Source organism: Flavobacterium piscis (genome assembly GCF_031457575.1).
Taxonomy (GTDB): domain Bacteria; phylum Bacteroidota; class Bacteroidia; order Flavobacteriales; family Flavobacteriaceae; genus Flavobacterium; species Flavobacterium piscis_A.
Genome location: NZ_JAVDWQ010000004.1, coordinates 350,853 through 374,520 on the forward strand (window position 1 = coordinate 350,853; position 23,668 = coordinate 374,520).

The 23,668-nt window shown below is 32.9% G+C and carries 23 protein-coding genes; 12 read left to right on the plus strand and 11 right to left on the minus strand.

Annotated features, from left to right (window positions below):
* Positions 1 to 91: 91 nt before the first annotated feature.
* On the plus strand, positions 92 to 2,482 hold the full coding sequence (locus tag J2W48_RS08645; RefSeq protein ID WP_310280353.1) for a penicillin acylase family protein: 2,391 nt from the start codon (positions 92 to 94) through the stop codon (positions 2,480 to 2,482).
* Between the two features lie 39 nt (positions 2,483 to 2,521).
* Here J2W48_RS08645 and J2W48_RS08650 read toward each other — a convergent pair whose 3' ends face one another.
* The 8 genes from J2W48_RS08650 to J2W48_RS08685 form a co-directional block, all read right to left on the minus strand.
* Entirely contained in the window at positions 2,522 to 2,965 is a 444-nt protein-coding gene (locus J2W48_RS08650) for a hypothetical protein (RefSeq protein WP_310280354.1), read from the minus strand.
* 204 nt (positions 2,966 to 3,169) lie between these two features.
* On the minus strand, positions 3,170 to 3,586 hold the full coding sequence (locus J2W48_RS08655; RefSeq protein ID WP_310280355.1) for a DUF6157 family protein: 417 nt from the start codon (positions 3,584 to 3,586) through the stop codon (positions 3,170 to 3,172).
* A gap of 144 nt (positions 3,587 to 3,730) precedes the next feature.
* Entirely contained in the window at positions 3,731 to 5,185 is a 1,455-nt protein-coding gene (locus tag J2W48_RS08660) for a serine hydrolase (RefSeq protein WP_310280356.1), read from the minus strand.
* A 230-nt stretch (positions 5,186 to 5,415) separates the two neighbouring features.
* The gene (locus J2W48_RS08665; protein ID WP_310280357.1) at positions 5,416 to 5,790 is read right to left on the minus strand and encodes a nuclear transport factor 2 family protein; all 375 of its coding nucleotides are present in this window, start codon (positions 5,788 to 5,790) and stop codon (positions 5,416 to 5,418) included.
* Between the two features lie 106 nt (positions 5,791 to 5,896).
* Positions 5,897 to 7,426: a serine hydrolase domain-containing protein gene (locus J2W48_RS08670; RefSeq protein WP_310280358.1), complete on the minus strand. Its 1,530-nt coding sequence runs from the start codon at positions 7,424 to 7,426 to the stop codon at positions 5,897 to 5,899.
* Positions 7,427 to 7,505: 79 nt separating this feature from the next.
* Complete coding sequence (locus J2W48_RS08675; protein ID WP_310280359.1) at positions 7,506 to 8,306, minus strand: helix-turn-helix domain-containing protein; 801 nt, start codon at positions 8,304 to 8,306, stop codon at positions 7,506 to 7,508.
* Positions 8,307 to 8,410: 104 nt separating this feature from the next.
* Positions 8,411 to 8,965 (minus strand): HD domain-containing protein, encoded by a 555-nt coding sequence (locus J2W48_RS08680; protein WP_310280360.1) that lies wholly within the window; start codon positions 8,963 to 8,965, stop codon positions 8,411 to 8,413.
* A 120-nt stretch (positions 8,966 to 9,085) separates the two neighbouring features.
* Positions 9,086 to 9,679: a GNAT family N-acetyltransferase gene (locus J2W48_RS08685; RefSeq protein ID WP_310280361.1), complete on the minus strand. Its 594-nt coding sequence runs from the start codon at positions 9,677 to 9,679 to the stop codon at positions 9,086 to 9,088.
* 312 nt (positions 9,680 to 9,991) lie between these two features.
* On the opposite strand from J2W48_RS08685, the gene J2W48_RS08690 reads away from it, so the two are divergent.
* Complete coding sequence (locus J2W48_RS08690; protein WP_310280362.1) at positions 9,992 to 11,332, plus strand: FAD-dependent oxidoreductase; 1,341 nt, start codon at positions 9,992 to 9,994, stop codon at positions 11,330 to 11,332.
* An 81-nt stretch (positions 11,333 to 11,413) separates the two neighbouring features.
* Here the strand turns inward: J2W48_RS08690 and J2W48_RS08695 are convergent, their stop codons facing one another.
* A complete protein-coding gene (locus tag J2W48_RS08695) occupies positions 11,414 to 12,934 on the minus strand; it encodes a helicase HerA-like domain-containing protein (RefSeq protein WP_310280363.1) in 1,521 nt (506 codons plus the stop codon).
* A gap of 379 nt (positions 12,935 to 13,313) precedes the next feature.
* On the opposite strand from J2W48_RS08695, the gene J2W48_RS08700 reads away from it, so the two are divergent.
* From J2W48_RS08700 to J2W48_RS08735, 8 genes are all read left to right on the plus strand, one after another.
* Entirely contained in the window at positions 13,314 to 14,135 is an 822-nt protein-coding gene (locus J2W48_RS08700) for a MotA/TolQ/ExbB proton channel family protein (protein WP_310280364.1), read from the plus strand.
* Between the two features lie 47 nt (positions 14,136 to 14,182).
* The gene (locus J2W48_RS08705) at positions 14,183 to 14,809 is read left to right on the plus strand and encodes an ExbD/TolR family protein (protein ID WP_310280365.1); all 627 of its coding nucleotides are present in this window, start codon (positions 14,183 to 14,185) and stop codon (positions 14,807 to 14,809) included.
* 18 nt (positions 14,810 to 14,827) lie between these two features.
* The gene (locus tag J2W48_RS08710; RefSeq protein WP_310280366.1) at positions 14,828 to 15,376 is read left to right on the plus strand and encodes an ExbD/TolR family protein; all 549 of its coding nucleotides are present in this window, start codon (positions 14,828 to 14,830) and stop codon (positions 15,374 to 15,376) included.
* 42 nt (positions 15,377 to 15,418) lie between these two features.
* Positions 15,419 to 16,216, plus strand: a complete 798-nt coding sequence (locus J2W48_RS08715; RefSeq protein ID WP_310280367.1) for an energy transducer TonB — start codon at positions 15,419 to 15,421, stop codon at positions 16,214 to 16,216.
* Positions 16,216 to 16,440, plus strand: coding sequence for a hypothetical protein (locus J2W48_RS08720; protein ID WP_310280368.1), 225 nt, complete (start codon positions 16,216 to 16,218; stop codon positions 16,438 to 16,440). The genes J2W48_RS08715 and J2W48_RS08720 overlap by 1 nt, the downstream gene beginning before the upstream one ends.
* A gap of 2 nt (positions 16,441 to 16,442) precedes the next feature.
* The gene (locus J2W48_RS08725; protein ID WP_310280369.1) at positions 16,443 to 17,366 is read left to right on the plus strand and encodes a PstS family phosphate ABC transporter substrate-binding protein; all 924 of its coding nucleotides are present in this window, start codon (positions 16,443 to 16,445) and stop codon (positions 17,364 to 17,366) included.
* Positions 17,367 to 17,382: 16 nt separating this feature from the next.
* Complete coding sequence (locus J2W48_RS08730) at positions 17,383 to 19,053, plus strand: tetratricopeptide repeat protein (RefSeq protein WP_310280370.1); 1,671 nt, start codon at positions 17,383 to 17,385, stop codon at positions 19,051 to 19,053.
* 102 nt (positions 19,054 to 19,155) lie between these two features.
* A complete protein-coding gene (locus J2W48_RS08735; RefSeq protein WP_310280371.1) occupies positions 19,156 to 19,788 on the plus strand; it encodes a 7-carboxy-7-deazaguanine synthase QueE in 633 nt (210 codons plus the stop codon).
* Positions 19,789 to 19,890: 102 nt separating this feature from the next.
* Here the strand turns inward: J2W48_RS08735 and J2W48_RS08740 are convergent, their stop codons facing one another.
* On the minus strand, positions 19,891 to 20,436 hold the full coding sequence (locus tag J2W48_RS08740; protein WP_310280372.1) for a YfiT family bacillithiol transferase: 546 nt from the start codon (positions 20,434 to 20,436) through the stop codon (positions 19,891 to 19,893).
* A gap of 20 nt (positions 20,437 to 20,456) precedes the next feature.
* Positions 20,457 to 21,164, minus strand: coding sequence for a class I SAM-dependent methyltransferase (locus tag J2W48_RS08745; protein ID WP_310280373.1), 708 nt, complete (start codon positions 21,162 to 21,164; stop codon positions 20,457 to 20,459).
* A gap of 74 nt (positions 21,165 to 21,238) precedes the next feature.
* Here J2W48_RS08745 and J2W48_RS08750 point away from each other — a divergent pair, with 74 nt between their 5' ends.
* Entirely contained in the window at positions 21,239 to 21,733 is a 495-nt protein-coding gene (locus tag J2W48_RS08750) for a YkgJ family cysteine cluster protein (RefSeq protein ID WP_310280374.1), read from the plus strand.
* Between the two features lie 118 nt (positions 21,734 to 21,851).
* On the plus strand, positions 21,852 to 23,087 hold the full coding sequence (locus J2W48_RS08755; RefSeq protein WP_310280382.1) for an ABC transporter permease: 1,236 nt from the start codon (positions 21,852 to 21,854) through the stop codon (positions 23,085 to 23,087).
* Positions 23,088 to 23,668: the final 581 nt, after the last annotated feature.

Below are 23,668 nucleotides of genomic sequence, written 5' to 3' on the forward strand. Positions count from 1 at the left end.
ACATAAATTTAGAGTTTTAAAATTCATGTTACTTATAAGATTGCCCCTTTAAGTTATATGATTATTGTTGTATTTTATCTTTCTAATATGTATGAGAAAAATTAAAAAAATCCTGTTGGCTTTATTTGTTTTGATTGTTATTCTTTCAATCATCCTATGCACTTATATTTTTCATTTGAAACCCAAATATGAAGGAGAAGCCCAACTTAAAAATATTCAGGCAGTAACCACAGTATATTTTGATGACTTTGGCGTTCCTCATATTTATGCCGATTCTGAAAAAGATGCCATGACAACTTTAGGATTTGTTCATGCACAGGAAAGATTATGGCAAATGGAATTGTTAAGGCGTATTGCACCAGGAAGGCTGTCAGAAATTTTTGGATCTGTTGCGCTTAAAAATGATATGTTTTTCTCAGGAATAGGAATTGAGGAAGCTTCGGCGAAAGCCATTTCCAAATTAGATAAAAACAGCCCAAGCTATCAATTAACCATGGCCTATTTAGATGGCATTAATCAATATCTGGAAGAAGGCGTTACCCCAATTGAATTTACATTGGTAGGAATAAAAAAAGAAAAATTCACGATAGAAGACGTTTATAATATTTTTGGATATATGTCCTTCAGTTTTGCTATGGCCCAGAAAACAGATCCGTTATTGACAGATATCCGAAATAAATATGGCACTGAATACTTGAAAGATTTAGGAATAGAAGGTGAATTTAATACCACAAAAATTAAAAGCTCAAAAGAGAATATTGAAGAATATGCAACCATTGCAAAATCTGTAGCAGCATTATTGGATAAATCTCCAATTCCACCATTTGTAGGCAGTAACAGCTGGGTTGTCGGGCCAAATAAAACCAAAAGCGGGAAAGTTATTTTTGCAAACGATCCGCATATTGGTTTTTCACAACCTGCAACCTGGTACGAAGCACATTTGGTAACACCAACTCATGAATTATATGGTTGTTATTTGGCGGGAACTCCATTTCCGTTATTGGCGCACAATCGTGAGTATGCATACGGTCTGACCATGTTTGAAAATGATGACATTGATTTTTATCTGGAAAAAAATAAAGCAGGGGATTCAAGTCAATACCAAACTCCAACCGGTTTTGCCAGTTATGAAACCATACAGAAAACAATCAAAGTAAAAGACACTTCAGACGTAGTTTTGACAATAAAGTCAAGTCGGCACGGACCCATTATGAATGATTTGCTGGAACGTTTAAACCGTAAAGACCCTATTGCAATGTCATGGATTTATACCCAACAGCCCATTGAGATTCTGGATGCTGTTTATGGGCTTTCGCATGCTAAAAGCAAAGACGATTTCAAAAAAGCATTACAATTAGTCGCTGCGCCGGGATTGAATGTAATGTATGGTGATGTCAAAGGAAACATTGGATGGTGGGCAACGGGAACATTATATAAGCATAATAAAGGGGTGAACTCATTTTTAATTTTAGAGGGTTCAAGCGGAAAAGATGATATTGTTGAATATCTGGATTTTTCGAAAAACCCATCGGCTGAAAACCCTAAATGGGGTTATGTATATTCAGCAAACAATCAGCCTGAAGCTGTTGATGGTTATCTGTATCCCGGATATTATCTGCCGGAAGATCGTGCAAAAAGAATTTCTTCCTTAATGGACGCAAAATCAGATTGGGATAAAGAAGCAATTAGTAGAATGATGTATGATAATACATCGCCTGTGGCAACTGAGGTCGTTCAGAATTTAATTTCGGTTAGCAATTTTACATTGTTAAATAATGTAGAGAAAGATGCTGTGGCAATTTTAAAATCCTGGAAAGGAACAAATAATATAGAAGATGTTGCGCCAACGATTTATAATAAATGGATTTATTTGTACTTAAAAAATACTTTTGAAGACGAAATGGGTTCAGATAATTTTAATTTATTTTTAGGGACTCACATCGGTAAACAAGTCATTGCGAGACAAATTGTGAATGAAAATTCAGTTTGGTGGGATAATATCAAGACTAAAAATGTAAAAGAAAGCAGAAGCGGGATAGTTTCAAAATCTTTTAGTCAGGCAATATCTGCTCTTCGGGAACAATTAGGGGATTCAGTTTCCGATTGGAATTGGGGAAAAGTACACACTGTTGAGCATGAACATCCGATGGGAAAAATAGCTGTGTTGCGTAAATTATTTAATGTTGGGGTTTTTGCAGCACCTGGATCAAATGAGGTAATTAATAATCAGTTTTTTGGTTATAATACAGATGGAAAATATTATGTAAAAGGCGGGCCTTCGACCAGAAGAGTTGTTGATTTTTCGGATATTGAAAACAGCTGGAGTATTTTACCAACGGGACAATCCGGTAATCCGTTTAGCAAACATTATGATGATCAGGCTGAAATGTTTAATGCAGGTAAATTCAGGAAAATGAAACTTAATAAAGAAGAAATTATGAAAACATCGACTAAATTGGTTTTTAAGCCGAAAAAACCGTAAACTTAATCTTTGTCAGAATTTAGTTTTCTGACAAAGTTTTTATTTAACCATTAGGTATCTGCCTTTAACCACATCCCTGGTATAGATTTCCAAATTAGTGGTAAGTGCTTTACTTGTGGTCATAATATTTGAAGCTTGATAGCTGTTGTCTTTTTGATACGCTTTTAGTAGTGTTTCTAATTCTACTTCGTCATGAAAGGCAAACATATTATAAACAGCATCCCTGAAATTTTTAAAATCAATGCTTTCTGTTATTTCCATAGTTTTTTGATCATTCCATTTTTCTTTAGAAGCAGTTTCGTTTATTTTAGTTAAGCAATAATCAATGAAATACGTTTTGTAATTGGCTGCCTCAATAATTTTGTTGATTATAATGGTATTTTGTTGGGTAGGCATTGGTACTTTCAATGATGTTTGGCAAATACCAACAAACGGAATAAATATTAATAAAATTAAAAGCAGGTGTTTTTTAAAATTCTCCATGTTGTTTTTAACGTTGTAATGGGGGTTAATTTTGGGGCGTAATCTTGTTTTTTTTTCAGGGCTAAAATAGTATTTTTTAATTGTAAATAGTTAATCAGAAACTGACTTTCATAAAAAAAAACTCTAATAGTACCATCTTTAATATGTACTATTGGAGTTAATATAAAATGTTTGCTGTTTGTCGGGCGTTTTTTCTTTTTGAAATTATTTTTTGGATGTTCGCATTGCCTTCACAACTTTTAAATTTTTGTCTTTCAAAAATCTTTGATATTCCGGAGTTTCTATTCCGTAAAGGGCAATTTTTCCATCTCTATCATTATGAATTCCCCAACCATAGCGTTTAGTTAATGGCGAAGCTCGTAAACAAGCTTGCCCTTTCGAGAAAAATTGTTCTCTCGCTGTCTTATATTCTGACTTTGTTAAATCATTTTTATCTGCAAATACCTGAAATAAAACATCATCTGAAGAATATTTATACGGATTCTTACTGATGATTTCAAACTGGATACTGGCAATTGTTTTGGTGTCGCCTTTCATTTTCGGAATTTCGCCAATAATTGCAGGACAGTCGTCAGCAGCTTCAATAAAAGTGTTTTCGTAATTGGTCGTGTGAACTTTCATCTTATTTGTTCGTAAATGTTTTTAATAAGTAAGTTATAATTGCGGAACTAAAATAATGTTTTTAAAATAAAACTCCGATAATACAGATTTTAAAAATGGGTTATCGGAGTTAATTGTTGAGTGATTTTATTGTTCGTTTTTTGTTTATTGCTTTTTTGAAATCTCTTCTAAGATTTTTTTTCCGTTTTCATTTGTCGGATCGAGTTCTATAGATTTTTTATAATTTGCAATAGCCAGTTTTTTGTTTCCATCGGCTAAATAAGCTTCCCCCAAACTGTCATATACATTTCCGGATTTCGGGAAGGTTTCTACATTAATTTTGAAAACTTCGATTGCTTCTTTCTTTTTTCCTGTTTGTAATAATTGATATCCAGCGCTATTCATATCTCCTTCTTTGATACTATAAGTTGGATCGGTTTTTAATTTTTTATAAGTATCAGTTCCTGTTTTGACACCTTTCTCTGAAAATATATCTAACAATTCAAACGCCAATGATTTTTTAGGCTGATCAAAAGGCTGACCGTATAAAATGGCCCTAATGGCATCATTTATTTCATTTAAAACAGTTCCACCTGTATTGTTTAATAAAACAATCAGATTTTTATCAGCAGGAACACGCGAAATGATAGTGTTAAATCCATTAATCCCTCCACCGTGTTCAATTATCCCCAGTTTGGCTTTATCTCCATTAGAAACTTCTTCTATAGACCATCCATATCCGTAAAAATCACTTCCTGCTTTGATATAGCGTTTGAATAATAAATCCATTGATTTTGCTGAAAGCAATTGATTCGTATAAAGTGCCTGATCCCAAAGGTATAAATCTTCAACAGTAGAATATAAAGATCCAGCGGCATACGGAATACTCATGTCAATATAAGAAGCGTTACTGATTTTTCCACCTCTTTTTTCATAACCAGCTGCTCGGTTTTTTAGAATAACATCACTATGATCGTAACCCGTATTAACCATTTTTAGAGGCGTAAGAATAGTTTCCTGTAAATATTGTTCGTATGATTTACCTGAAATTTTTTCAATAATATATCCTAATAAAAAATAACCTGAATTGCTGTAGTTGAATTTTTCGCCTGGCGTAAATTCAAGCGGAAGATTAGAAAAAGTTTTTACAAACTCTTCTGGAGAATAAGGGTTTCGGCTTTGATCTTTAAAGAAATGCGGGAAAGAAGTATAATTTGGAATTCCCGAGGTGTGTGTAAGCAAATTATGAATCGTTATTTTATCTCCGTTTACTTTTGGATAATCCGGCAAATAAGTAGTAATGGGAACATTGAGTTTTAGTTTGCCTTTTTCTGCCAGTTTTACAATTAAAAGTGACGTAAATTGTTTACTTATCGAGCCTAATCTGAATTTGGTGTCTGGCTGATTTGGAACATCCCACTCTATATTGGCTGAACCATATCCTTTTTTGAAAATGATTTTTCCGTGTTCAGAAACAAGTGCTGATCCGTTAAATTGCCCATATTCATTGTATTTACTTAAGAGCTGGTCAATTTGCGTTGCGTTGTCTTGTGCGGTAAGTGTAGGGGTAAACAGTTGAACTATAAAGCACACTGCAATTAGTTTAATTGATTTCTTCATTGGATGATAGATGATTCTTGATTAGGTTAGTAAATGTTTGCATTTTGATTTGATGATTGAAACTTCATAATGATCTGTAATATAGTTTGTTAAGCTAATTTACAGATTAAATGTGTGATTAATTCCGTATTCTTAATCTTGTTAGACGACTGAAATTTCATTTTGTTTCAATATTAATCAGTTTTTTCTCGTTTTTCTAAAAAGAAAAAGAATTAAGGAAAAAAATAGAGCTATTTTTTAACAGCCCTATGTTCGTAACTCACAATCCGTTTCAGTTTCCAATCATTATCTTTTCGTTCCCAAATATGAATAAATTTCCCAGTTCCAACCGGAATATCATTCACAAGAAAAGTGTGTTCGCCAATTTGCAGAGCACCAAAATCACCTAATTTATCAATTGTACAGGAGTCTAATTTTCGTGTCAGTTTTTCAGGTCTGGCACATTTTTCGACAAGAGATTTTATTTCATTTCCTTTAGAGTGGTTTAATCCAAAACGGTCGTCATAAAACTCGACGTCTTCCGCTATTATTTTTTTAAAAAGCGCTGCATCGCATTGATTGAATGCAACATCAAAAAGCAAACTATCCATCTTGATAATTTCCATTTTTAAAAAGTCACTGTTCGTTTGAGCGAATACTTCTCTGCTTAAAAATAATATAAAAAGGGATATTATATTTATAATGGGTATCATGCTAAGATTTCTAATATAATTATTTCGTTTCGATATCAATTATTTTCTTTCCGTTTTCACCCAAATAATGAGCAATAATTTTTTCGTAAACTTTGTAGCCATCGTCAACATTAGTAAAAATAACCAAACCCTGTTTTGTTTTTGGAAACAGTAAAAAAATGGTTTGAACACCTTTATCTGCTCCGCCGTGAGATAAAGCATAATCGTTATTTCCTAAATCATATATTTCGAAGCCCAATCCGAAATATTTATTTTTCTTTGTTGTAACCTGATGAGATGTCATATCATCAAGTACTTTTTTGCTCAATCCATCACTATTCATAATGCTGCATAAAAATGTACCGTAATCTTCAATTGTAGTAAGTAAATCATCCGCTGCATTTGCAGTTTTATTCTTGGTAGGTTCGTAGGCATTGCCTTTGTTGTCATAACCAATGGCATATCTTGACCAATCAGTTTCATCATTCCAAATAAGTCTGGTGTCCGTCATTTTTAGAGGTTTGAAAATCAATTCATCCGCTAATTGATCCAGTGTTTTGTGAAATTTATTTTCTAAAGCTTTTCGCAGGTATTCAAATCCTTCTCCTGAATACTGGTATTTTGTTCCGGGTTTAAATTTAAAGTCCAGTTTGCCGGAATCGTTCATAAATCTCCAATTTGGGAAACCGGTTTGATGGCTTAAAATAATTCTTGTGGTGAGCAGTTTAATATTAGGGTCATTTGCAATATCCGGATCTGACCAATATTTGTAAAGAGGGTCATCTAAATTCCATTTTCCTGAACTTACTAGTTTTAATGTTACTATCGCTGTTACCGGTTTAGTTAACGAAGCTACATTCCATATTGTATTATAAGGTGCAGCGACCCCTTTTTTTAGTTCGCCAAATACTTTTATTTGTTGCAGTTGTCCGTTGTTGATGATGCCAATTCCTAAGGTTGGAACATTATTTTGTTTCAGCCATTTTTCAATTTCCTGATCATTGTCAAAAATGCTTGCTCTTGTACCGGTAGTATTAGTAGTCTGATGGTCATAGCTAAAAGACCTTCTCAGTTTCCAGGCACCATTTTCTAATATCCAAACATGAGTAAACCTTGCAGTGCTGCCAAAATTCTCTTTCGTATTCGCCAGCGATTCATTTTTCTCTGCTGATCTTTCATAAAATTGATGAATTCCTGTTTGTAAGGCACCATACAAAATGCCGTTCCTGGCCAAAGGATAAATTTCGGTGCTGTTTGGTACTAAGTATCTTCTGGCTTTATAAGTTTCGATTGAGCGACATAAACCTTTTTTTAAATTTTTCAGAAATAAAGTTTTATCAGAGATGCTGTCTTTGTCGTGATAGAATTCAAAATTGTCACTGAATAAATTTTCAAATTGCGAAATATCACAAGTATTAAAGCCAATATTAAAAAGAAGGCTGTCTTTTAATATAATAGTCTTGTATAGATCAGTGTTTTTTTCTTCTTGAGAAAATGTAGTGTAGATTTGAAAGAAGAAAATTCCAATTAAAATAACTTTTAATTGAAAAAAGGATTTGTTGATTTTCATTTTGAGATTGATTTTGATTGATGATGATTTGGCAATATTAATGCAATCAAAACTCTCAAAATTGTACAAATGCGAAAATTTATCTTTTTTTGGAGAGAAAATACAAAGTGGAATTGAACATTTTTGGAGTGGTTTTCGTTACATCTTTAAACTTTTTTATAAAATGTGACTGGTCAAAATATTTGTTGTAAAGTGCAACATCGGTCAGGCTTAATTTCTCTAAATCAGAATTTACCATTTGATCAACGGATTTTCTGAACTTCAGAATTTGAATATAATTTTTGATTGTAAGTCCCGTTGCAGCTTTAAATTTAATCTGCAACAATCGCTGTGAAAAGTTTAAAATTTTTCCGATTTCCGAAACATTAATTTCTTCATTATGCATTTTAATTGTTTCACAGATTTTTTCGATTATGTTTCTGTTTTGATGTGTGCAATTTAGTTCCTCAAAATAACTGTTGATTGTATGTAATAATTCAGAAATATCACTGTTTTTGCCTGTTTCAATTTTAAAAGGTAATTCCGTTGCATTTATTTTGATAATAGAGTCGGTAAAATTGCTCAGATCATAATTCGGAAACATCGAAAGTGTCCAGGCATGTAATTGAATTATAGTAACTTTAGTTTTAGACTGAATATTGACCAAAACTTTATTGGTCATTTGCGAACAAAAGTAAAAACCTTCGTTCATTTCATGTTTATTTTTACTGGTATGAACTTCAATAAATTTTCCGCTTACAATAGCGAGATTAAAACAGCCATTAGGTAAAACGAGTTTGTCTTCGATTGTAGTCTCCCCAATGCTGTTATCAAGACACCAAATTTTATTCACAAACCTTTCGCAATTTTTACTTACATAATATTCTGAATATAGGTTCATTTTTTTTAGGTTCAAAATAACAAAGGCACAAAGCAACAGAGCTCTTCTTTGCTGCTTTGTGCCTTTGTGAGAATAATTATTAGGTTACAAAATTCATGTTTGTATTATGCTTCTGTAGAACAGTATTTTGAATATTTTATAATTCTTTCTGACAGTCTTTTTTCCAAGTATTCATTGCAGCCACTTAATTCATTAAGTATCTGCGAAGCTTGTTTCTGATATTCTTTTATTTTTTCTAAACTCCAGGTTTTAGGAGGGATTTGTAAATTAGTTATTCTGTCGGCTAATTTTACTGCCCAGACTTCCTTTGATAATTTCTTAATACGTTCAAGGCTGTCATTCATTCTTTCTTCTTTGGGGATTTCAGAATTCTTTGTAAGCGCTAAAACTGCCTGAGCAATTTCTTCATTAAATTTTTCGGCAAGCTCTTCAAATGTTGTTTTGGTGTCTTCCAGAATGTCATGCAGCAAGGCAACTTGAATTGCAAACTTTGTATTGAATTCTTCTGTTTTTTGTGAAGCAATTAAAATTTCCATTGCTACATTGCTTAAATGAACGACATAAGGCAAATCAGTTCCTGGAATTACCTGATTTTGATCAGCATGTTTCTCTGCTGCAAATTTTATAGTATTTTGATATATAGTTTGTAATTTGGCCATATTGTTTATGCAGATTTTAAGTAGTTCTGTGATAATTTTAAAATACGAGGATTTATTTTGTTGTGGCTCAATCCTAAATAATGAAGCTAAAGATAGAACTTTTTATGTTTTTAATCTATCTTAATAAAACTCAGGGAAATATTCTTTTTTAGTAGAATTCCAATCTTCAGAAATTATGCTATAATAAACATCATCTTTACTTTTTCCTTCAGAATCAACATAATTATTTCTAAATATTCCTTCTTTTACAGCACCCAGTTTTTCAATGGCTCTTTGAGATTTTCTGTTTTCGTGATCGGCACTGAATTGTATTCTTCTGAATTGAATGTTTTCAAAACCAAAATTCAGTAATTCGTATTTGCAGGCTTTGTTTAAACCAGTTCCCTGAAATACTGCCCCGTACCATGTCCAGCCAATTTCACATTTCTGGCTTGCGTGGTTTAAATACCCGTAACGCGTACTTCCGGCAACTTTTTGGGTGGCTTTATCTATTATTAAGAATGGATAAGAAATCCCGTCTGCTTTTTGTTTTAAAGTGTTTTGAATGTAATTTTCAAAGTCAGCATCGTTTCGGATGTACGTGCCCATATATTTCCAGATTTCATCATCAAAAATGATTTCTTTGAGTTCGATGTTTCTTTCATTTTCAAAAGGTATCAGTAAAACTTTTTCGTTTTCTAAAATGATATCAGATTGTAAGAGTTCGCTTTTCATTGGTATTGTTATAATTTGAAGGTAAAAATATTTTCTCGTCAAGCGAAAGTAGTTTTTTTCGGATTTCTAATAAATCATTTAAAAACTGAATTTGTTATGAAAACGAATATCGCATGAGGGATAGAGGCGGTATCCTTTTATGGAGAGAAACGGAGTAAAAGATATAGCCGAAAGCCCGACCTCGCTTCCGAGGCTTCGGGAAGCGGGGTCATGCCATATAAATAAAGGACTAAAAGGCAAATATTTGGTTTATTTGTAAGCTCTTGTGTATTTATTACTTATTTTTACGGACTTATATTTAGATTTCTCTTGATGCAAATACCATTAAAAATTGCTGTTGTAGGTTCGGGACTGGTTGGATCGCTGTTGGCAATTTATCTTAAAAATGCAGGTCACACCGTTCATGTTTATGACCGTAGCCCTGATATCCGTAAAATAAATTTTTCAGGACGTTCTATAAATCTTGCAATGTCTAACCGGGGATGGAAAGCCTTAGATGGTGTTGGTGTAGGTGATGCGGTGCGTGAAATTGCGATTCCTATGGATAAACGTGCCATTCATTTGGTTGATAAGCTTAACTTTCAGAATTACGGACAGGAAGGTGAATCAATTTATTCGATTTCAAGAGGAACTTTAAACCGCAAAATGATTGATCTGGCCGAAGAAGCAGGTGCTGAATTTTATTTTGAGGAAAAAATCTGGGATGTTACGCTAAGCGATGCCACTTTACATATTGGCGAAACCGAAAGAGGTGAGTGGGAAGAGAAAAAATACGATATGGTTTTTGGTGCCGATGGTGCTTTTTCGAGAATCCGTCACAGAATGCAACGCCAAAGCATGTTTAATTATTCACAGGAATTTTTGAATATGGGCTATAAAGAATTGAATATTCCGGCCAATGCCGATGCTACTCATAAGCTTGACAAAAATTCTTTTCATATTTGGCCGCGTGGTGAATACATGTTAATTGCACTTCCTAATCTTGACGGAAGTTTTACCTGTACTTTATTTATGCCTTTTGATGGCGAAAATTCTTTTGCATCACTAACGGACCGTAAAATGGTTGAAGATTTCTTTGAGAAAAACTTCCCGGATTCGATTGAGGTGATTCCGAAATTAGCAGAGGATTTCTTTAAGAATCCAACTAGTACTTTGGTAACGATGAAATGTTTTCCGTGGACATATGAAGATAAAATTGCCTTGATTGGTGATGCCTGTCACGCCATAGTTCCGTTTTACGGACAAGGAATGAATGCCGGTTTTGAAGATATTTCGGTTTTGAATGAGATGATTGAAAAATACGGAGATGACTGGAAAAGGATTTTTTCTGAATATGAAATTTCACGAAAACCAAATGCTGATGCCATTGCAGAACTTTCGTATCGTAATTTCATGGAAATGAGTACAAAAACGGCAGACGAAAAATTCCTATTACAAAAGAAAATAGAAAAAGCATTTTCAGATAAATATCCTGACAAATGGATTCCGTTGTACAGTCGGGTAACTTTTAGTGATCGTCCGTATGCAGAAGCCTTAGCTATTGGTGATTTTCAAAACGCAATTATGGAAGAGATTTTAAGAATTGATGATATTGAAAATATCTGGAACACACCTGAAATTGAAAATAAAATTTTAGAGATGTTACAGAAGTAATTTTCAACAATCAATTACAATATCAAAAAATCAATTTAAAATTGACATTGATATTGTAATTGATTGTTGATATTTGTTGTTTTACTTCTTAAATATTTTTGTCAGAACCCCAAAAACACCTCTAATAAAAGTTGCACTCGTAACCACTTTCAAAACTGATTTTGTAACTACACTTGCTGTAGTAGGTTCAGATCTTGATGTTTTGGTTGACGCTTGTTTCTGTTCTTCTTCTGCAACAGTCTGATTGGCAGTCTCTATTTTTTTGCTTAGGATTTCGTAGGCGCTTTCACGATCAATTTCCTCACTATATTTCTTTACTAATTTTGATTTTGAATTGATTTCTTCAATTTCGTCATCAGATAAAATGTCCATTCGGCTCATTGGGGCACGCATCATGGTGGCCACAAGTGGAGTTGGTACACCTTTTTCATTCAAAGCCGTAACCAAAGCTTCTCCGATACCTAAACTGGTAAGCAATTCATCTGTTTTATAATATTCTGATGTTGGGTAATTATCGGCTGTTTTTTTAATTGCTTGTCGGTCATTTGCCGTAAATGCCCTAAGGGCATGCTGGATTTTTAATCCCAATTGTGCTAAAACACCACTTGGAACATCCATTGGATTTTGCGTGACAAAGTAAACACCAACACCCTTTGAACGAATCAGTTTTACAATCGTTTCGATTTGTTTTAATAGTGTTTTGCTGGCTTCGTTAAAAATTAAATGCGCTTCATCAATAAAAATCACCAATTCTGGTTGTTCAGCATCTCCTTTTTCCGGCATTTGCTGATAAATTTCAGCTAATAAACTCAGCATGAAGGTAGAGAATAATTTTGGTTTGTCCTGAATATCCGTTAAACGGATGATATTTACGTAGCCTTTTCCGTTTTCATCAATTCGCATCAAATCATCAATTTCAAAAGATAATTCGCCAAAAAACAAATCGCCTCCCTGCTGTTCTAATTCGATTATTTTCCTTAGAATCGTCCCGGTTGTTGAAGTGGAAATTTTACCGTAGTTTTCTTCAATTTCATTTTTCCCTTCTTCAGTAATATAATTAATGACTTTTTTGATGTCCTTTAGATCTAACAGGGGCATTTTGTTGTCATCACAATATTTAAAGATTACTGCAACAACTCCGGTCTGCGTATCATTCAGGTCTAAAATTCTGGAAAATAAAACAGGACCAAATTCTGAAACTGTTGCCCGTAATCGAACTCCATTCTGTTTAGATAATGACATTAATTCAACAGGAAATGAAGCTATATTATAAGGTAGGTTTATTTTGGTGTGACGTTCAGTAATAAACCCTTCTTCTTTTCCCTCTTTAGCAATACCGCTAAAATCACCTTTGATATCCATCATTAATACGGGAATCCCAGAATTAGAAAGCTGTTCAGAAAATACCTGAATAGTTTTCGTTTTCCCTGTACCGGTGGCACCTGCAATAAGTCCATGTCTGTTTAATGTTTTAAGAGGGATCTTTACATGTGTTTCGGCGATTGGCTCCCCATCTAAAATAGCACCTCCTAAAGTAATACTTCCCCCTTTTGAATGATAACCGTTATTTATATCCTTAATGAAATTTTCTTTTTTACTCATTTCTTTATTTGTAATTTAGATGATTATAAGAGTATTGCTTTGTTTTTTAACATTTTAAACGCGCTATTTTAGTAGGAAAAAACATTTTTTAGTTAAAATGATAGTAAAAAGTTATTTCGCAACTTTTTAAGAAGATATCAAAGGATTGTTTGAATATTTACTAAAACGTTGTAATTTTCACGTAAAACGTGTTTTATTTTGTTTAATCTAAAAATAGACTTTAGCAAATTAATGAGATATTTTTTAAATTGACGTTAAATTTGCTTCAATAAAATTAAAAAAAGTTTTTTTATTTAAACTAAACGTATAAATTTGCTCCTCTACAAGTTAAATATAACTAAAAAATAAAAATTATTTAAAACTATTAAAATTTAAAAAAATGGCAAACGTTAAAGTTAAAAAAGAAAGCACTTCAAATGGAGGAGGGATGGTTTCAGGAATTATTATTGTAGCATGTGTTTTTGTTGGTTGGTTAATTTGGCAATACGTTATGGGATCTCCTTCAAACTTTGAAGGTGGTACTGTTGAAGGTCGTCCTTTAAATACTCTGGGAATGGTTTATCATGGTGGATTTATCGTGCCAATTTTGTTAGGTATGTTATTAATGGTTGTTGTTTTCTCTATTGAGAGATTTATTGTTATTTCTAAAGCTGCCGGAAAATCTAACCTGGATACTTTTATGAAAAATGTACAAGGAAATATTAAGGAAGGGAATATTGAGGGTGCTATCGCTTCTTGTGACAAACAACAAGGTTCAGTTGCAAATGCAATTAAATCTGCTTTGATTAAATATCAGGATGTTAAAAAAGAAGGTTTTAACAGTGAAGAAGCTTCAGAAGTAATCCACAAAGAAATTGAAGAAGCAACTTCATTAGAGATGCCAATGTTAGAAAAAAATATGACTATTATTTCAGCGTTAGTATCATTAGGAACTTTAGGAGGATTATTAGGTACAGTATCAGGTATGATTAAAGCGTTTGGTGCTTTGGCTTCTGCCGGAACTCCTGATCAGGCCGCACTTGCAAATGGTATTTCTGAGGCACTTATTAATACAGCTACAGGTATTACAACTTCTATTTTTGCAATTATCGCTTACAATTTCTTTACATCTAAAATTGATGATTTAACTTACTCTATTGATGAGGCTGGTGTTACAATCGTGAACACTTACAGAAAATTCAGAGGAAGTTTGAAACAATAATAATTTTTGATATTTTAATAAATTATATCAAAATAAAATAAAAGAGAATGGCTAAAATAAAAATGAATAAAAAGTCAGCATCGACAGATATGACTGCCATGTGTGATGTTGCGTTCCTTTTGCTTACGTTCTTTATTTTGACCGCTACTGCTAAGGTGCCTGAAGCACTTCCTGTTGATACGCCTTCATCTACAGTACAAACTAAATTACCGGATTCGGATTTAGCTATTATTACTATTGGAAAAGGAAAAGACGGTATTAGTAAAGTGTTTTTTGACTTAAAAGGCAGAGAGATTCGTAAAAAAACTCTGGAAGGTATGGGAGAAAAATACGGTGTAAATTTTTCAGAAGAGGATAAAGAAAAATTTGCACTTATGGATGATTTTGGTGTACCTGTTGCTAATTTAAAGCAAATTATAGACATGAAATCGGCCGATAGGAGCAAAGCAAATCAACCAGGAGTTCCATTAGATTCTTTGGATAATCAATTGAAGGATTGGCTTCTAGTTGCTAGAAGGGCTGCTATTGATCTTGATAATAAAGAACTGGAGGTTGCAATAAAAGGAGATGCAAAAGAAGAATATCCTGGAATCAAAAGGATCATGGATATTTTGCAAGATCAAAAAATCAATACCTTTAACTTAGTTACTGGTTTGAGAGGGAAAGACTTTTAATTAAAAATATACACTAAAATGGCTGAATTAAATACCGGTGACGGTGGTGGCGGAAAAGGTGGTAAAGTAAGAAGTAAAAAGCAGAATTCTAAAGTAGATTTAACTGCTATGGTAGATTTGGCATTCTTATTGATCACATTCTTCATGTTAACCACTACGTTGTCAAAACCTCAATCCATGAGTTTAGGTTTGCCAGATAAAGACGAAAAAACTGATAATCAGGCTAAAGTTGATGAAAATCGTACAATGACTCTTTTATTAGGTGAGAATGGAAAATTGGTGAGATATGTAGGTATGCTTGCAACTCCGGTTGCAGGGGGTGCTCCTAAAGATTTTTCTTATGGTAAAGATGGTATACGTAAAGAGTTGATTTCTAGAAGAAAGTTAGTTCAGGAATATACAGGAAGCAAGGAAAAAGGGATGATTGTTATTATTAAACCGAGTAAAAAATCAAATTATAAAAATTTAGTTGATATACTGGATGAGATGGCTATTGTTGAAGTTCCTACATATGCTATCGTAAATGATTTTACACCGGAGGAAACAAAATTGTTAGAGGTAAATTAAGAATAAAATCTTACGTTATCAATAACCTAATAATCAAGAAAAATGAAATTAGATATTATAAAAAATCAGTGGCTTGATATCGTATTCGAAGGACGTAATAAGATATACGGTGCATATGAGTTAAGAAAATCAAACACCAAAACTACGGTAAGGGCACTTATCATTGGTTCTGTTGTTTTTAGCTTAGCTGTTGCGGCACCACTTATTATTAGTCTTTTACCTGATAGTGACATCGATGAAAAAGACAATGATATTAGACTTACCACGGTAAAGTTGCCTCCTAAACAAAAGAAGGTTGAGCCTAATTTACCACCACCTCCACCACCAGCTCCTAAAGTGGATCAGGTAAAATTTGTAAAACCAGTTGTGGCAAAAGCAGAGGAAGTGACCGAGGAACCACCAAAAATTGTGGAACTTAAAGAAAAGAAAATTGGTTCAGAAAGTATCAAAGGGAATCCGGATGCAGTTTTAACTGTTGATGAGCCTGTAGGTACCGGTACTGCTGCAGTAGTAGAAGAAGATAACAATGTTTACAACACAGCAGGTATCGAAGTAAAACCTGATTTTCCAGGAGGTATTGAAAAATTCTACAAATTTGTAGGTAATAATTACAAAACTCCTGAAGAAGAAGGCCTGAAAGGTAAAGTCTATGTTACTTTTGTAGTTGAAAAAGACGGATCGTTAACTGATATTAAAGTTCTAAGAGATATTGGATACGGTACGGGTGCAGAAGCTATAAGAGTTTTGAAAAAATGTCCAAGATGGACTCCAGGTGAGCAAAATGGTAAAAAAGTAAGGGTGCTTTATTCTCTTCCAATTACAATTCAATCTGCAGATTAATGTTAAAACTTAATAATATTAAGAAGAAATCGCTAAAAGAGCGATTTCTTCTTGTTTTAGGAATACTGTTTTTTTTGATTTATCTTGTATTGGGTTTAATGATTATGTTTTGGAAGAAACTGCCACTAGACATGGAACCTAAATACAGATATGCTTTTGGTATATTATTAATCGTATATTCAGGCATACGTTTTTTAAGACTTATTAATTCTAATTCGGAGTAATTATGTTTAAGTATGGTAAAATTTTCAGTTTGATTTTTTTTGTTTTTTTGTTTGTTATGTGTAACCAAAAAAGCAAGAATGATATTTCTGATAAAGAATCAATTTTAAAAGGATCTTTAGAAATTACAGTTGATGAGACTATAAAACCAATTGTAGAAGATCAGATTGCCGTTTTCGAAGGAACATATGATGCTAAAATTTCAATTAAAGCCAAATCTGAAGCTGAATTGATTAATGATCTGTTGAATCAGAAGACTAAAGTAGTAATTACTACAAGAGATTTAACCCTAAGCGAAAAAGAAAAATTTCAAAACTTTAAAATAATTCCTCGCATAACACCATTTGCCATTGATGCAATTGCATTTATTTCCAACAAGAGCAATAATGATACATTAATTGCGTTGAAAACGGTAATCGATTTTATGCAGGGTAATCCTGATTCAAATATAAAAGGACTTGTATTTGATAATCCTAATTCCAGCACTGTTCGTTACATGAAAGATTTGGCAGGGGTTAAAGATGTTCCGGAAATCGGAGGTTTTTCTTTTAAAACTAATGAAGAGGTAATTAAATTTGTTTCAGAAAACGATGGGATGATTGGTGTAGTTGGCGTTAATTGGCTTTCTCAGCCTTCGGCAAGCATGTTGCCACTGTTAAAGAAAATAAATGTTTTAAGTGTAAAAGGACTTAAAGACAGCCTATACTACAGCCCGACGCAAAATGATATCGCAGAAATGAAATATCCTCTGGCACGTGATTTGTATATCATAAATTGTCAGGGTTATTCAGGGTTAGGAATGGGCTTCGCTTCATTTATTGCCGGGGATATTGGACAAAGAATTGTATTAAAGTCTGGTTTATTACCTGTAAGAATACCAGGCAGAAAGCTTCAAATCAGAAGTAAAATTATTAATGATAAAGAATAAATTAATTACAATAGAGATGAATAAATTTAAAATTTTTAGTATTGCACTATTAGCTTCAGTTTCTGTAGCAAAAGCGCAAGATTTAAACCAGGCAAAAAAGGCAATCGATGCTGAACAATTTGAAAAAGCAAAATCATTGCTAAAATCAATTATTAAAGCTAAACCTTCTGATGGTGAGGCAAATTTTGTATTAGGAAATGTTTATCTTAATCAGGCTATAGTTGACTCGGCTAAAATTTATTATCTGAACGGATTAGAAGCTTCAGATAATAAAAATTTAAATTATATTGGGTTAGGTCAATTAGATCTTGATGGAAAAAATGTTGCTTCAGCACAAACTAATTTTGGTTTGGCTACAAAAGATATGAAACGTAAGGATGTAAAAGAGTTTATTTATATAGGTAGAGCCTATATGAACTCTACAAATCCAGATTATACAAATGCTATTGCAAGTTTAAAACGTGCACTGGCAATTGAACCACAAAACGCAACTGCTCTTTTAGCAATTGGTGATGCTTACCACGGCGCCAATAATCAAAATGATGCATATAAAGCGTATCGTGATGCATTTACTGCTGATCCGACACTTTTAAGAGCAAAAATGCAATTAGGTGTTTTATTGAAGGGGGCTAAATCTTATGAAGAGGCTATTAAGTCTTTTAACGAAGTTATAGCTATTGATGCAAATTATGGTCCTGTTTATAGAGAATTAGCTGAGACATATTACAATTGGGGAAGAAATAAACCGGCAACTTCGAAAGATAATATGCAAAAAGCAATTCAGAATTATGAAAAATACATGACTTTGACAGATTATTCTTTGGATTCAAGAATGCGTCATGCTGACTTTTTAATCCTGGTAAAAGATTATAAAGCTTTAGAAATTGAAGCTAATAAAATGAAGGAATTAGATAAAGTAAATCCTCGAATTTATAGATATTTAGGGTATTCTGCTTATGAAAATGGTAATATAGATATTGCTATTAAGTCATTGGAAGATTTTGTAAATAACCCTTCAAATAAAGCAATTGCAAAAGATTATTTGTATTTAGGATTTGCCAAAATTAAAAAAGGTACCAATGCAGAAGGTATAGTTGAAGCTACAGCTTTTGAAGCGGGATTAGTAGATATCAAAAAAGCTATTACAATGGAACCTTTAGCTGTAGAAGATATTGGAGACTTAGGTAAAGTTATGTTCGATAAAAGACAATATCAGCAAGCAGCTGCTCTTTATGAATTTGCAGCAAACAATGCAGAATCAAAAAATTACTTAAACGATAATGTTTACTATGGTATTTCTCTTTACTATGCTCAGGTTAACAGAGCAACAGGAACACCAGTTGATGCTGCCTCATTAGCTAAAGCTGATGCTGCTTTTGATAGAATTTTGGTAGCTTCCCCAACTTATGATGAGGCATACTTATACAAAGGAAGAATTAATAATCTTTTAGAAAAAGATGATTTAATTATCAAAAATTACGAAGAGTATGTTGCTAAAATAACCGCCAAAGGTCCAGAAGAGTTAGCAAAACCTGCTACTTCTAAAAAAATTGTGGAAGCTTACAATAGTATTGGCGCTAGTTATGCTAATACTGATAAAGCTAAAGCAATTGAATATTTCAATAAAACATTAGCTATTGATCCTGCAAATAGTTATGCTGCTCAATCTGTAAAAGCTTTGAAATAATAAAAGTTTCATGTTTAAAATACAAAACCGATAGTTCTTTGAGCTATCGGTTTTTTTATGTTCCGTATTTAATTGACTATCTTTGCACTTTAAAATAAAATAATGTTATCAAAAGAAATACAATTAGAGGTAAATAAGGGCGCAATGTTACCTTTAATGGAGGAGTTTTACACAATTCAGGGAGAGGGTTTTCATACTGGAACTGCAGCTTACTTTATAAGGATTGGAGGTTGTGATGTAGGTTGTCATTGGTGTGATGTGAAGGAAAGCTGGAATGCAGAATTGCACCCGCCGACAAGTATAGATTTAATTGTAAAGAACGCTTCAAGTTATGCTGATACTGTTGTTATTACAGGCGGAGAGCCTTTAACATGGGATATGACTTTGCTTACGGGCGAATTAAAAAATAGAAATTTAAAAGTGCATATCGAAACTTCAGGAGCATATCCCTTATCAGGTTCTTGGGATTGGATTTGTCTTTCTCCCAAAAAAAATAAATTACCTACACAAACTGTTTATGATAATGCACATGAATTGAAAGTAATTATTCACAATAAACATGATTTTATCTTTGCAGAAGAGCAAGCTGAATTGGTGAATGGAAATGCAATTTTATTTCTTCAGCCTGAATGGAGTAAAAAAGAAGAAATGACTCCGCTGATTGTTGATTATGTAATGAATAATCCAAAATGGCGAGTATCACTTCAAACACATAAATATTTGAATATTCCTTAAGATATAACAAAAAAGCCCTTTAAGCACTTTTTTTGTTTTTGGTAAATATACAGTGTGTAAAAAGGAAACAATTCATTGCTGTCAAATCTACCGATTTGAAAATTATTTCCAGTCTTTGTATTTTTTTAATGTGGTAATATGTGCTAAATGATGATTTCCATGCCAGGCATAAGTACCAATGATTTGTTTTATTTTATTTTCAGAATTGTTTTCCGGGTGAATGAATGATTTTTCTAAATCGGATTCGGATAAATTCCGCATAATGTAACCTAATTTATAATGCAGGCCTTCTAATAAAGTAAGCGTCGGCTGAATTGGCATTTTTAATCCATCAGGCAAATCAGACCATAAAGTTTCGTCGTAAGCTTTTATTACAGGATTATCTTCAGTCAAAGCCCATTTAATTCTGATATAACAATTCATGTGACTTTCTGCACAATGATGAATTACCTGACGAACCGTCCAGCCTCCTGGTCGATAAGGGGTATTAAGCTGTTCGTCTGTTAAATGAATTGTTGCTGTATTTAATCTCTCAGGAAACGATTCAATCTCTTTAATTTTATTCGAAATGTATTCTGAGGTATATTCAGTTGGAGTTTTAAATTTTCCAATTGGATATTTTAGTTTTTCTAAATCTAGTTTTTCCATCTATTAAAATAGGTTTAAGTTTATATCGAAAGTTTGGCTAAATAATCATAATGTTCGCCTTCCAGAATTAATTCGCATTTTAATCCGTTGGCTATTGCAGCATTTTGCAAGGTGTTATAATCTAAATACAACCAATTAAAAGGTTCTTCTTTTTCGCCTTTATAGGAAATATTGAAAACCAACTCGCCATAATACTCTTTGTCAGACGGAATCCACTTTCCGCCGTCTTCATCTTCATCAAACATATAAATAATATCAGAACTGTCTATTAAAATCTGCCCATCCGGATTCAGCAGAGATTTTAATTTAGATAAATAGGTGTTACAGTTATCTAACTTTCCAAAAATCCCGGTTCCATTCATTAATAATAGAATAGAGTCAAATTTCTCTCCTTCAAAATCTAAAATGTTCTGAACTAAGGCGTTCTTTACACCCCGAAGCTGGCAGGTTTCAATAGCTTTTTTAGAAATATCAATCCCTGTCACGTTCAAATTTCTATCATTTTGTAATGTCAAACAATGGCTTCCTGCTCCGCAACCAACATCCAAAACTCTTCCATTGGCTAATTGCAAAGCTTTTTGCTCTAGTTTTGGCATTTCATTGTAAGTGCGAAATAAATATTCTACGCTCATTTCGTCTTCTTCAGAAATAGAAGTTTCGGTAATGATGTCTTCAGGTGAATTATTGGTTTGAAAATCATGTATCGCTTTCCCAAAAAGGTCTTTCATCTTAATTTAGTTCAAAGTTTAAGGTTTCAAGTTTAAAGTTGTTTAATTTTGCAGTTCAACTTTAAAATCTAAACTTGAAACAAATTTTAAATAACTTACAAAAGTTAGCCAAAGATAAGCATATCGAAAACAAAAAGTATTTTGATAAGCTGAAAAAGAAACAACCCAAGAATTTAGATTATATTATGCAGGATTTGCATGATGCCGAATTTAAAAAAACGGATTGTTTGCAATGCGCCAATTGTTGTAAAACTACAGGACCATTATTTACGTTGGCTGATATTGAGAGAATTTCAAAATCTTTCAGGCAAAAACCACAACAATTCATCGATCAATATCTTCGAATTGATGAGGACAAGGACTATGTTTTAAAAAGTGTTCCGTGTACTTTTCTTGATAATGAAAATTACTGTATGATTTACGATGTTCGTCCAAAAGCATGCAGAGAGTTTCCACATACAGATCGCAAGAAATTTAATCAAATTACAGATCTTACTTTAAAAAATGTTACTATTTGTCCGGCAGCTTATAATATTGTTGAAGAAATGAAAAAGAAACTTCCTTTATAATAGTTTTTTTATAAATTAAATATTTTGTAATTGTTTTTGGAACAATTCATTTTAGCTTTTTAAAAACGTATTTTTGATTCAGGCGAAATCATCAAACCAATATAAAACATTTAATAAATTGAATTTAGAATATTTCATAGCGAAAAGACTCATCACTGCCAAAAATTATAAAAGCAGCATTTCAGCACCTATTATAAAAATTGCTATTTCGGCAATTGCTATTGGGATTATTATGATGCTGGTTTCGGTGGCAACCGGAATTGGATTGCAGCAAAAAATTCGTGAAAAAGTTTCAGCTTTCAATGGTCAGGTTATTATTTCGAATTATGATAATAATAATTCAGAGGTAACTTTAGTTCCGATTTCTAAAAAACAAGATTTCTATCCTAATTTCAAATCGGTTCCGGACGTAAAACATATTCAGGCAATTGCAAGCAAGGCAGGAATTATTAGAACCGAAAATGCTTTCGAAGGGATTGTTTTCAAAGGAGTAGGAGCAGATTATGATTGGAATAATATAAAAGAGTATTTAGTAGAAGGTAAATTACCTGATTTTTCTAAAAACTTAAGCGAAGATGTTATCATTTCAAGATTTCTTGCTGATCGGCTTGGTTTGAGAGTAGGGGATAACTTTAATACCTTTTTCATAAAAGAGGAACAAGGAAAATTGCCAAATAGTCGCCGATTTAAAATTACCGGGATTTTTAATTCCGGATTTCAGGATTTCGACGCTACTTATATATTAGGAGATATTCGGCATATTCAAAGAATCAATAAATGGGCTCCCGATCAAGTAGGGGCATTCGAGGTTTTTGTAAAAGACTTTGACGAAATCAAAACAACAGGCAATAAAATCTACGAACAAATCTCTTCTAATTTAGATACTAAAACCATTATCGAAAAATATAGCTATATTTTCGACTGGTTACAACTGTTCGATTTTAATATCATCGTAATCCTTGGAGTTATGATCTTGGTGGCAACGATTAATATGGTGGTCGCTTTGTTGGTACTGATATTAGAGCGTACTCAAATGATAGGAATATTAAAAGCAATGGGTGCCAATAACTGGACCGTACGCAAAATATTTTTATACAATGCTTTCTATCTTATTATGCGCGGGCTATTTTGGGGTAACCTAATCGGAATTTCGATATTGCTAATCCAGCAACAATTTGGAGTCATATCGCTTAATCCTGAAAATTATTATGTTAATCAGGCGCCTGTTTATCTTAATTGGGGCTATGTTGTTTTGCTCAACTTACTTACTATAACAGTTTGTTTTATTGTTTTGTTGGTTCCGTCCTATCTAATAACCAAAATTTCTCCAGTCAAAGCCATTCGCTTCGATTAATTTTATATTCTTATTAAGGCTAAGTTGTAAGATGAGGATCTTTTTCCCGCTGTGCTTCCAAATCTTTAGCTTTTTAAAGAAAAAAGCAAAAGGATTTTTCCTTCCATCGGGGCTATTGCAGTAGTTTTCAAAGGGAATTATCGCTTTTCGGAAGAAAAAGGAAGACTTTGCGCCTTAGGATCTTTGCGAGAGCTACTGAAAACCACAGGAAAATCAGATAAAACCAAACTTTATGTCTTGGTGGATTTATGGTAAAACCACCCAAACCATACAAATTCCGTCAAAACCCAATTGACCTTTAAAAAACTTTGCAGTATAAAAACCGTGATACCAGTAACTTAGAAAAAAGATCAAAAAAAGATCAAAAAAAAGCTTGCGTAACTGAATAAAGGTGGTACTTTTGCACCCGCAACAGCGACAGACGTTCATTTAAATACTGACAAGCAATACGAATTTGGATTGAAAATTTTTTTTCAAAAAAGATTAAAAAAAGCTTGTGAGATTTGAAAACAGATGTTACATTTGCACCCCGCAAAACAGGGAAAGTTCATTGATAGATTGGTAAATAAGAAGAAGAAAAA

Bases quoted from the DNA above. Each gene is read 5' to 3' on its own strand.
- J2W48_RS08645 (WP_310280353.1), top strand. From the start codon at position 92: ATGAGAAAAATTAAAAAAATCCTGTTGGCTTTATTTGTTTTGATTGTT.
- J2W48_RS08650 (WP_310280354.1), bottom strand. From the start codon at position 2,965: ATGGAGAATTTTAAAAAACACCTGCTTTTAATTTTATTAATATTTATT.
- J2W48_RS08655 (WP_310280355.1), bottom strand. From the start codon at position 3,586: ATGAAAGTTCACACGACCAATTACGAAAACACTTTTATTGAAGCTGCT.
- J2W48_RS08660 (WP_310280356.1), bottom strand. From the start codon at position 5,185: ATGAAGAAATCAATTAAACTAATTGCAGTGTGCTTTATAGTTCAACTG.
- J2W48_RS08665 (WP_310280357.1), bottom strand. From the start codon at position 5,790: ATGGAAATTATCAAGATGGATAGTTTGCTTTTTGATGTTGCATTCAAT.
- J2W48_RS08670 (WP_310280358.1), bottom strand. From the start codon at position 7,426: ATGAAAATCAACAAATCCTTTTTTCAATTAAAAGTTATTTTAATTGGA.
- J2W48_RS08675 (WP_310280359.1), bottom strand. From the start codon at position 8,306: ATGAACCTATATTCAGAATATTATGTAAGTAAAAATTGCGAAAGGTTT.
- J2W48_RS08680 (WP_310280360.1), bottom strand. From the start codon at position 8,965: ATGGCCAAATTACAAACTATATATCAAAATACTATAAAATTTGCAGCA.
- J2W48_RS08685 (WP_310280361.1), bottom strand. From the start codon at position 9,679: ATGAAAAGCGAACTCTTACAATCTGATATCATTTTAGAAAACGAAAAA.
- J2W48_RS08690 (WP_310280362.1), top strand. From the start codon at position 9,992: ATGCAAATACCATTAAAAATTGCTGTTGTAGGTTCGGGACTGGTTGGA.
- J2W48_RS08695 (WP_310280363.1), bottom strand. From the start codon at position 12,934: ATGAGTAAAAAAGAAAATTTCATTAAGGATATAAATAACGGTTATCAT.
- J2W48_RS08700 (WP_310280364.1), top strand. From the start codon at position 13,314: ATGGCAAACGTTAAAGTTAAAAAAGAAAGCACTTCAAATGGAGGAGGG.
- J2W48_RS08705 (WP_310280365.1), top strand. From the start codon at position 14,183: ATGGCTAAAATAAAAATGAATAAAAAGTCAGCATCGACAGATATGACT.
- J2W48_RS08710 (WP_310280366.1), top strand. From the start codon at position 14,828: ATGGCTGAATTAAATACCGGTGACGGTGGTGGCGGAAAAGGTGGTAAA.
- J2W48_RS08715 (WP_310280367.1), top strand. From the start codon at position 15,419: ATGAAATTAGATATTATAAAAAATCAGTGGCTTGATATCGTATTCGAA.
- J2W48_RS08720 (WP_310280368.1), top strand. From the start codon at position 16,216: ATGTTAAAACTTAATAATATTAAGAAGAAATCGCTAAAAGAGCGATTT.
- J2W48_RS08725 (WP_310280369.1), top strand. From the start codon at position 16,443: ATGTTTAAGTATGGTAAAATTTTCAGTTTGATTTTTTTTGTTTTTTTG.
- J2W48_RS08730 (WP_310280370.1), top strand. From the start codon at position 17,383: ATGAATAAATTTAAAATTTTTAGTATTGCACTATTAGCTTCAGTTTCT.
- J2W48_RS08735 (WP_310280371.1), top strand. From the start codon at position 19,156: ATGTTATCAAAAGAAATACAATTAGAGGTAAATAAGGGCGCAATGTTA.
- J2W48_RS08740 (WP_310280372.1), bottom strand. From the start codon at position 20,436: ATGGAAAAACTAGATTTAGAAAAACTAAAATATCCAATTGGAAAATTT.
- J2W48_RS08745 (WP_310280373.1), bottom strand. From the start codon at position 21,164: ATGAAAGACCTTTTTGGGAAAGCGATACATGATTTTCAAACCAATAAT.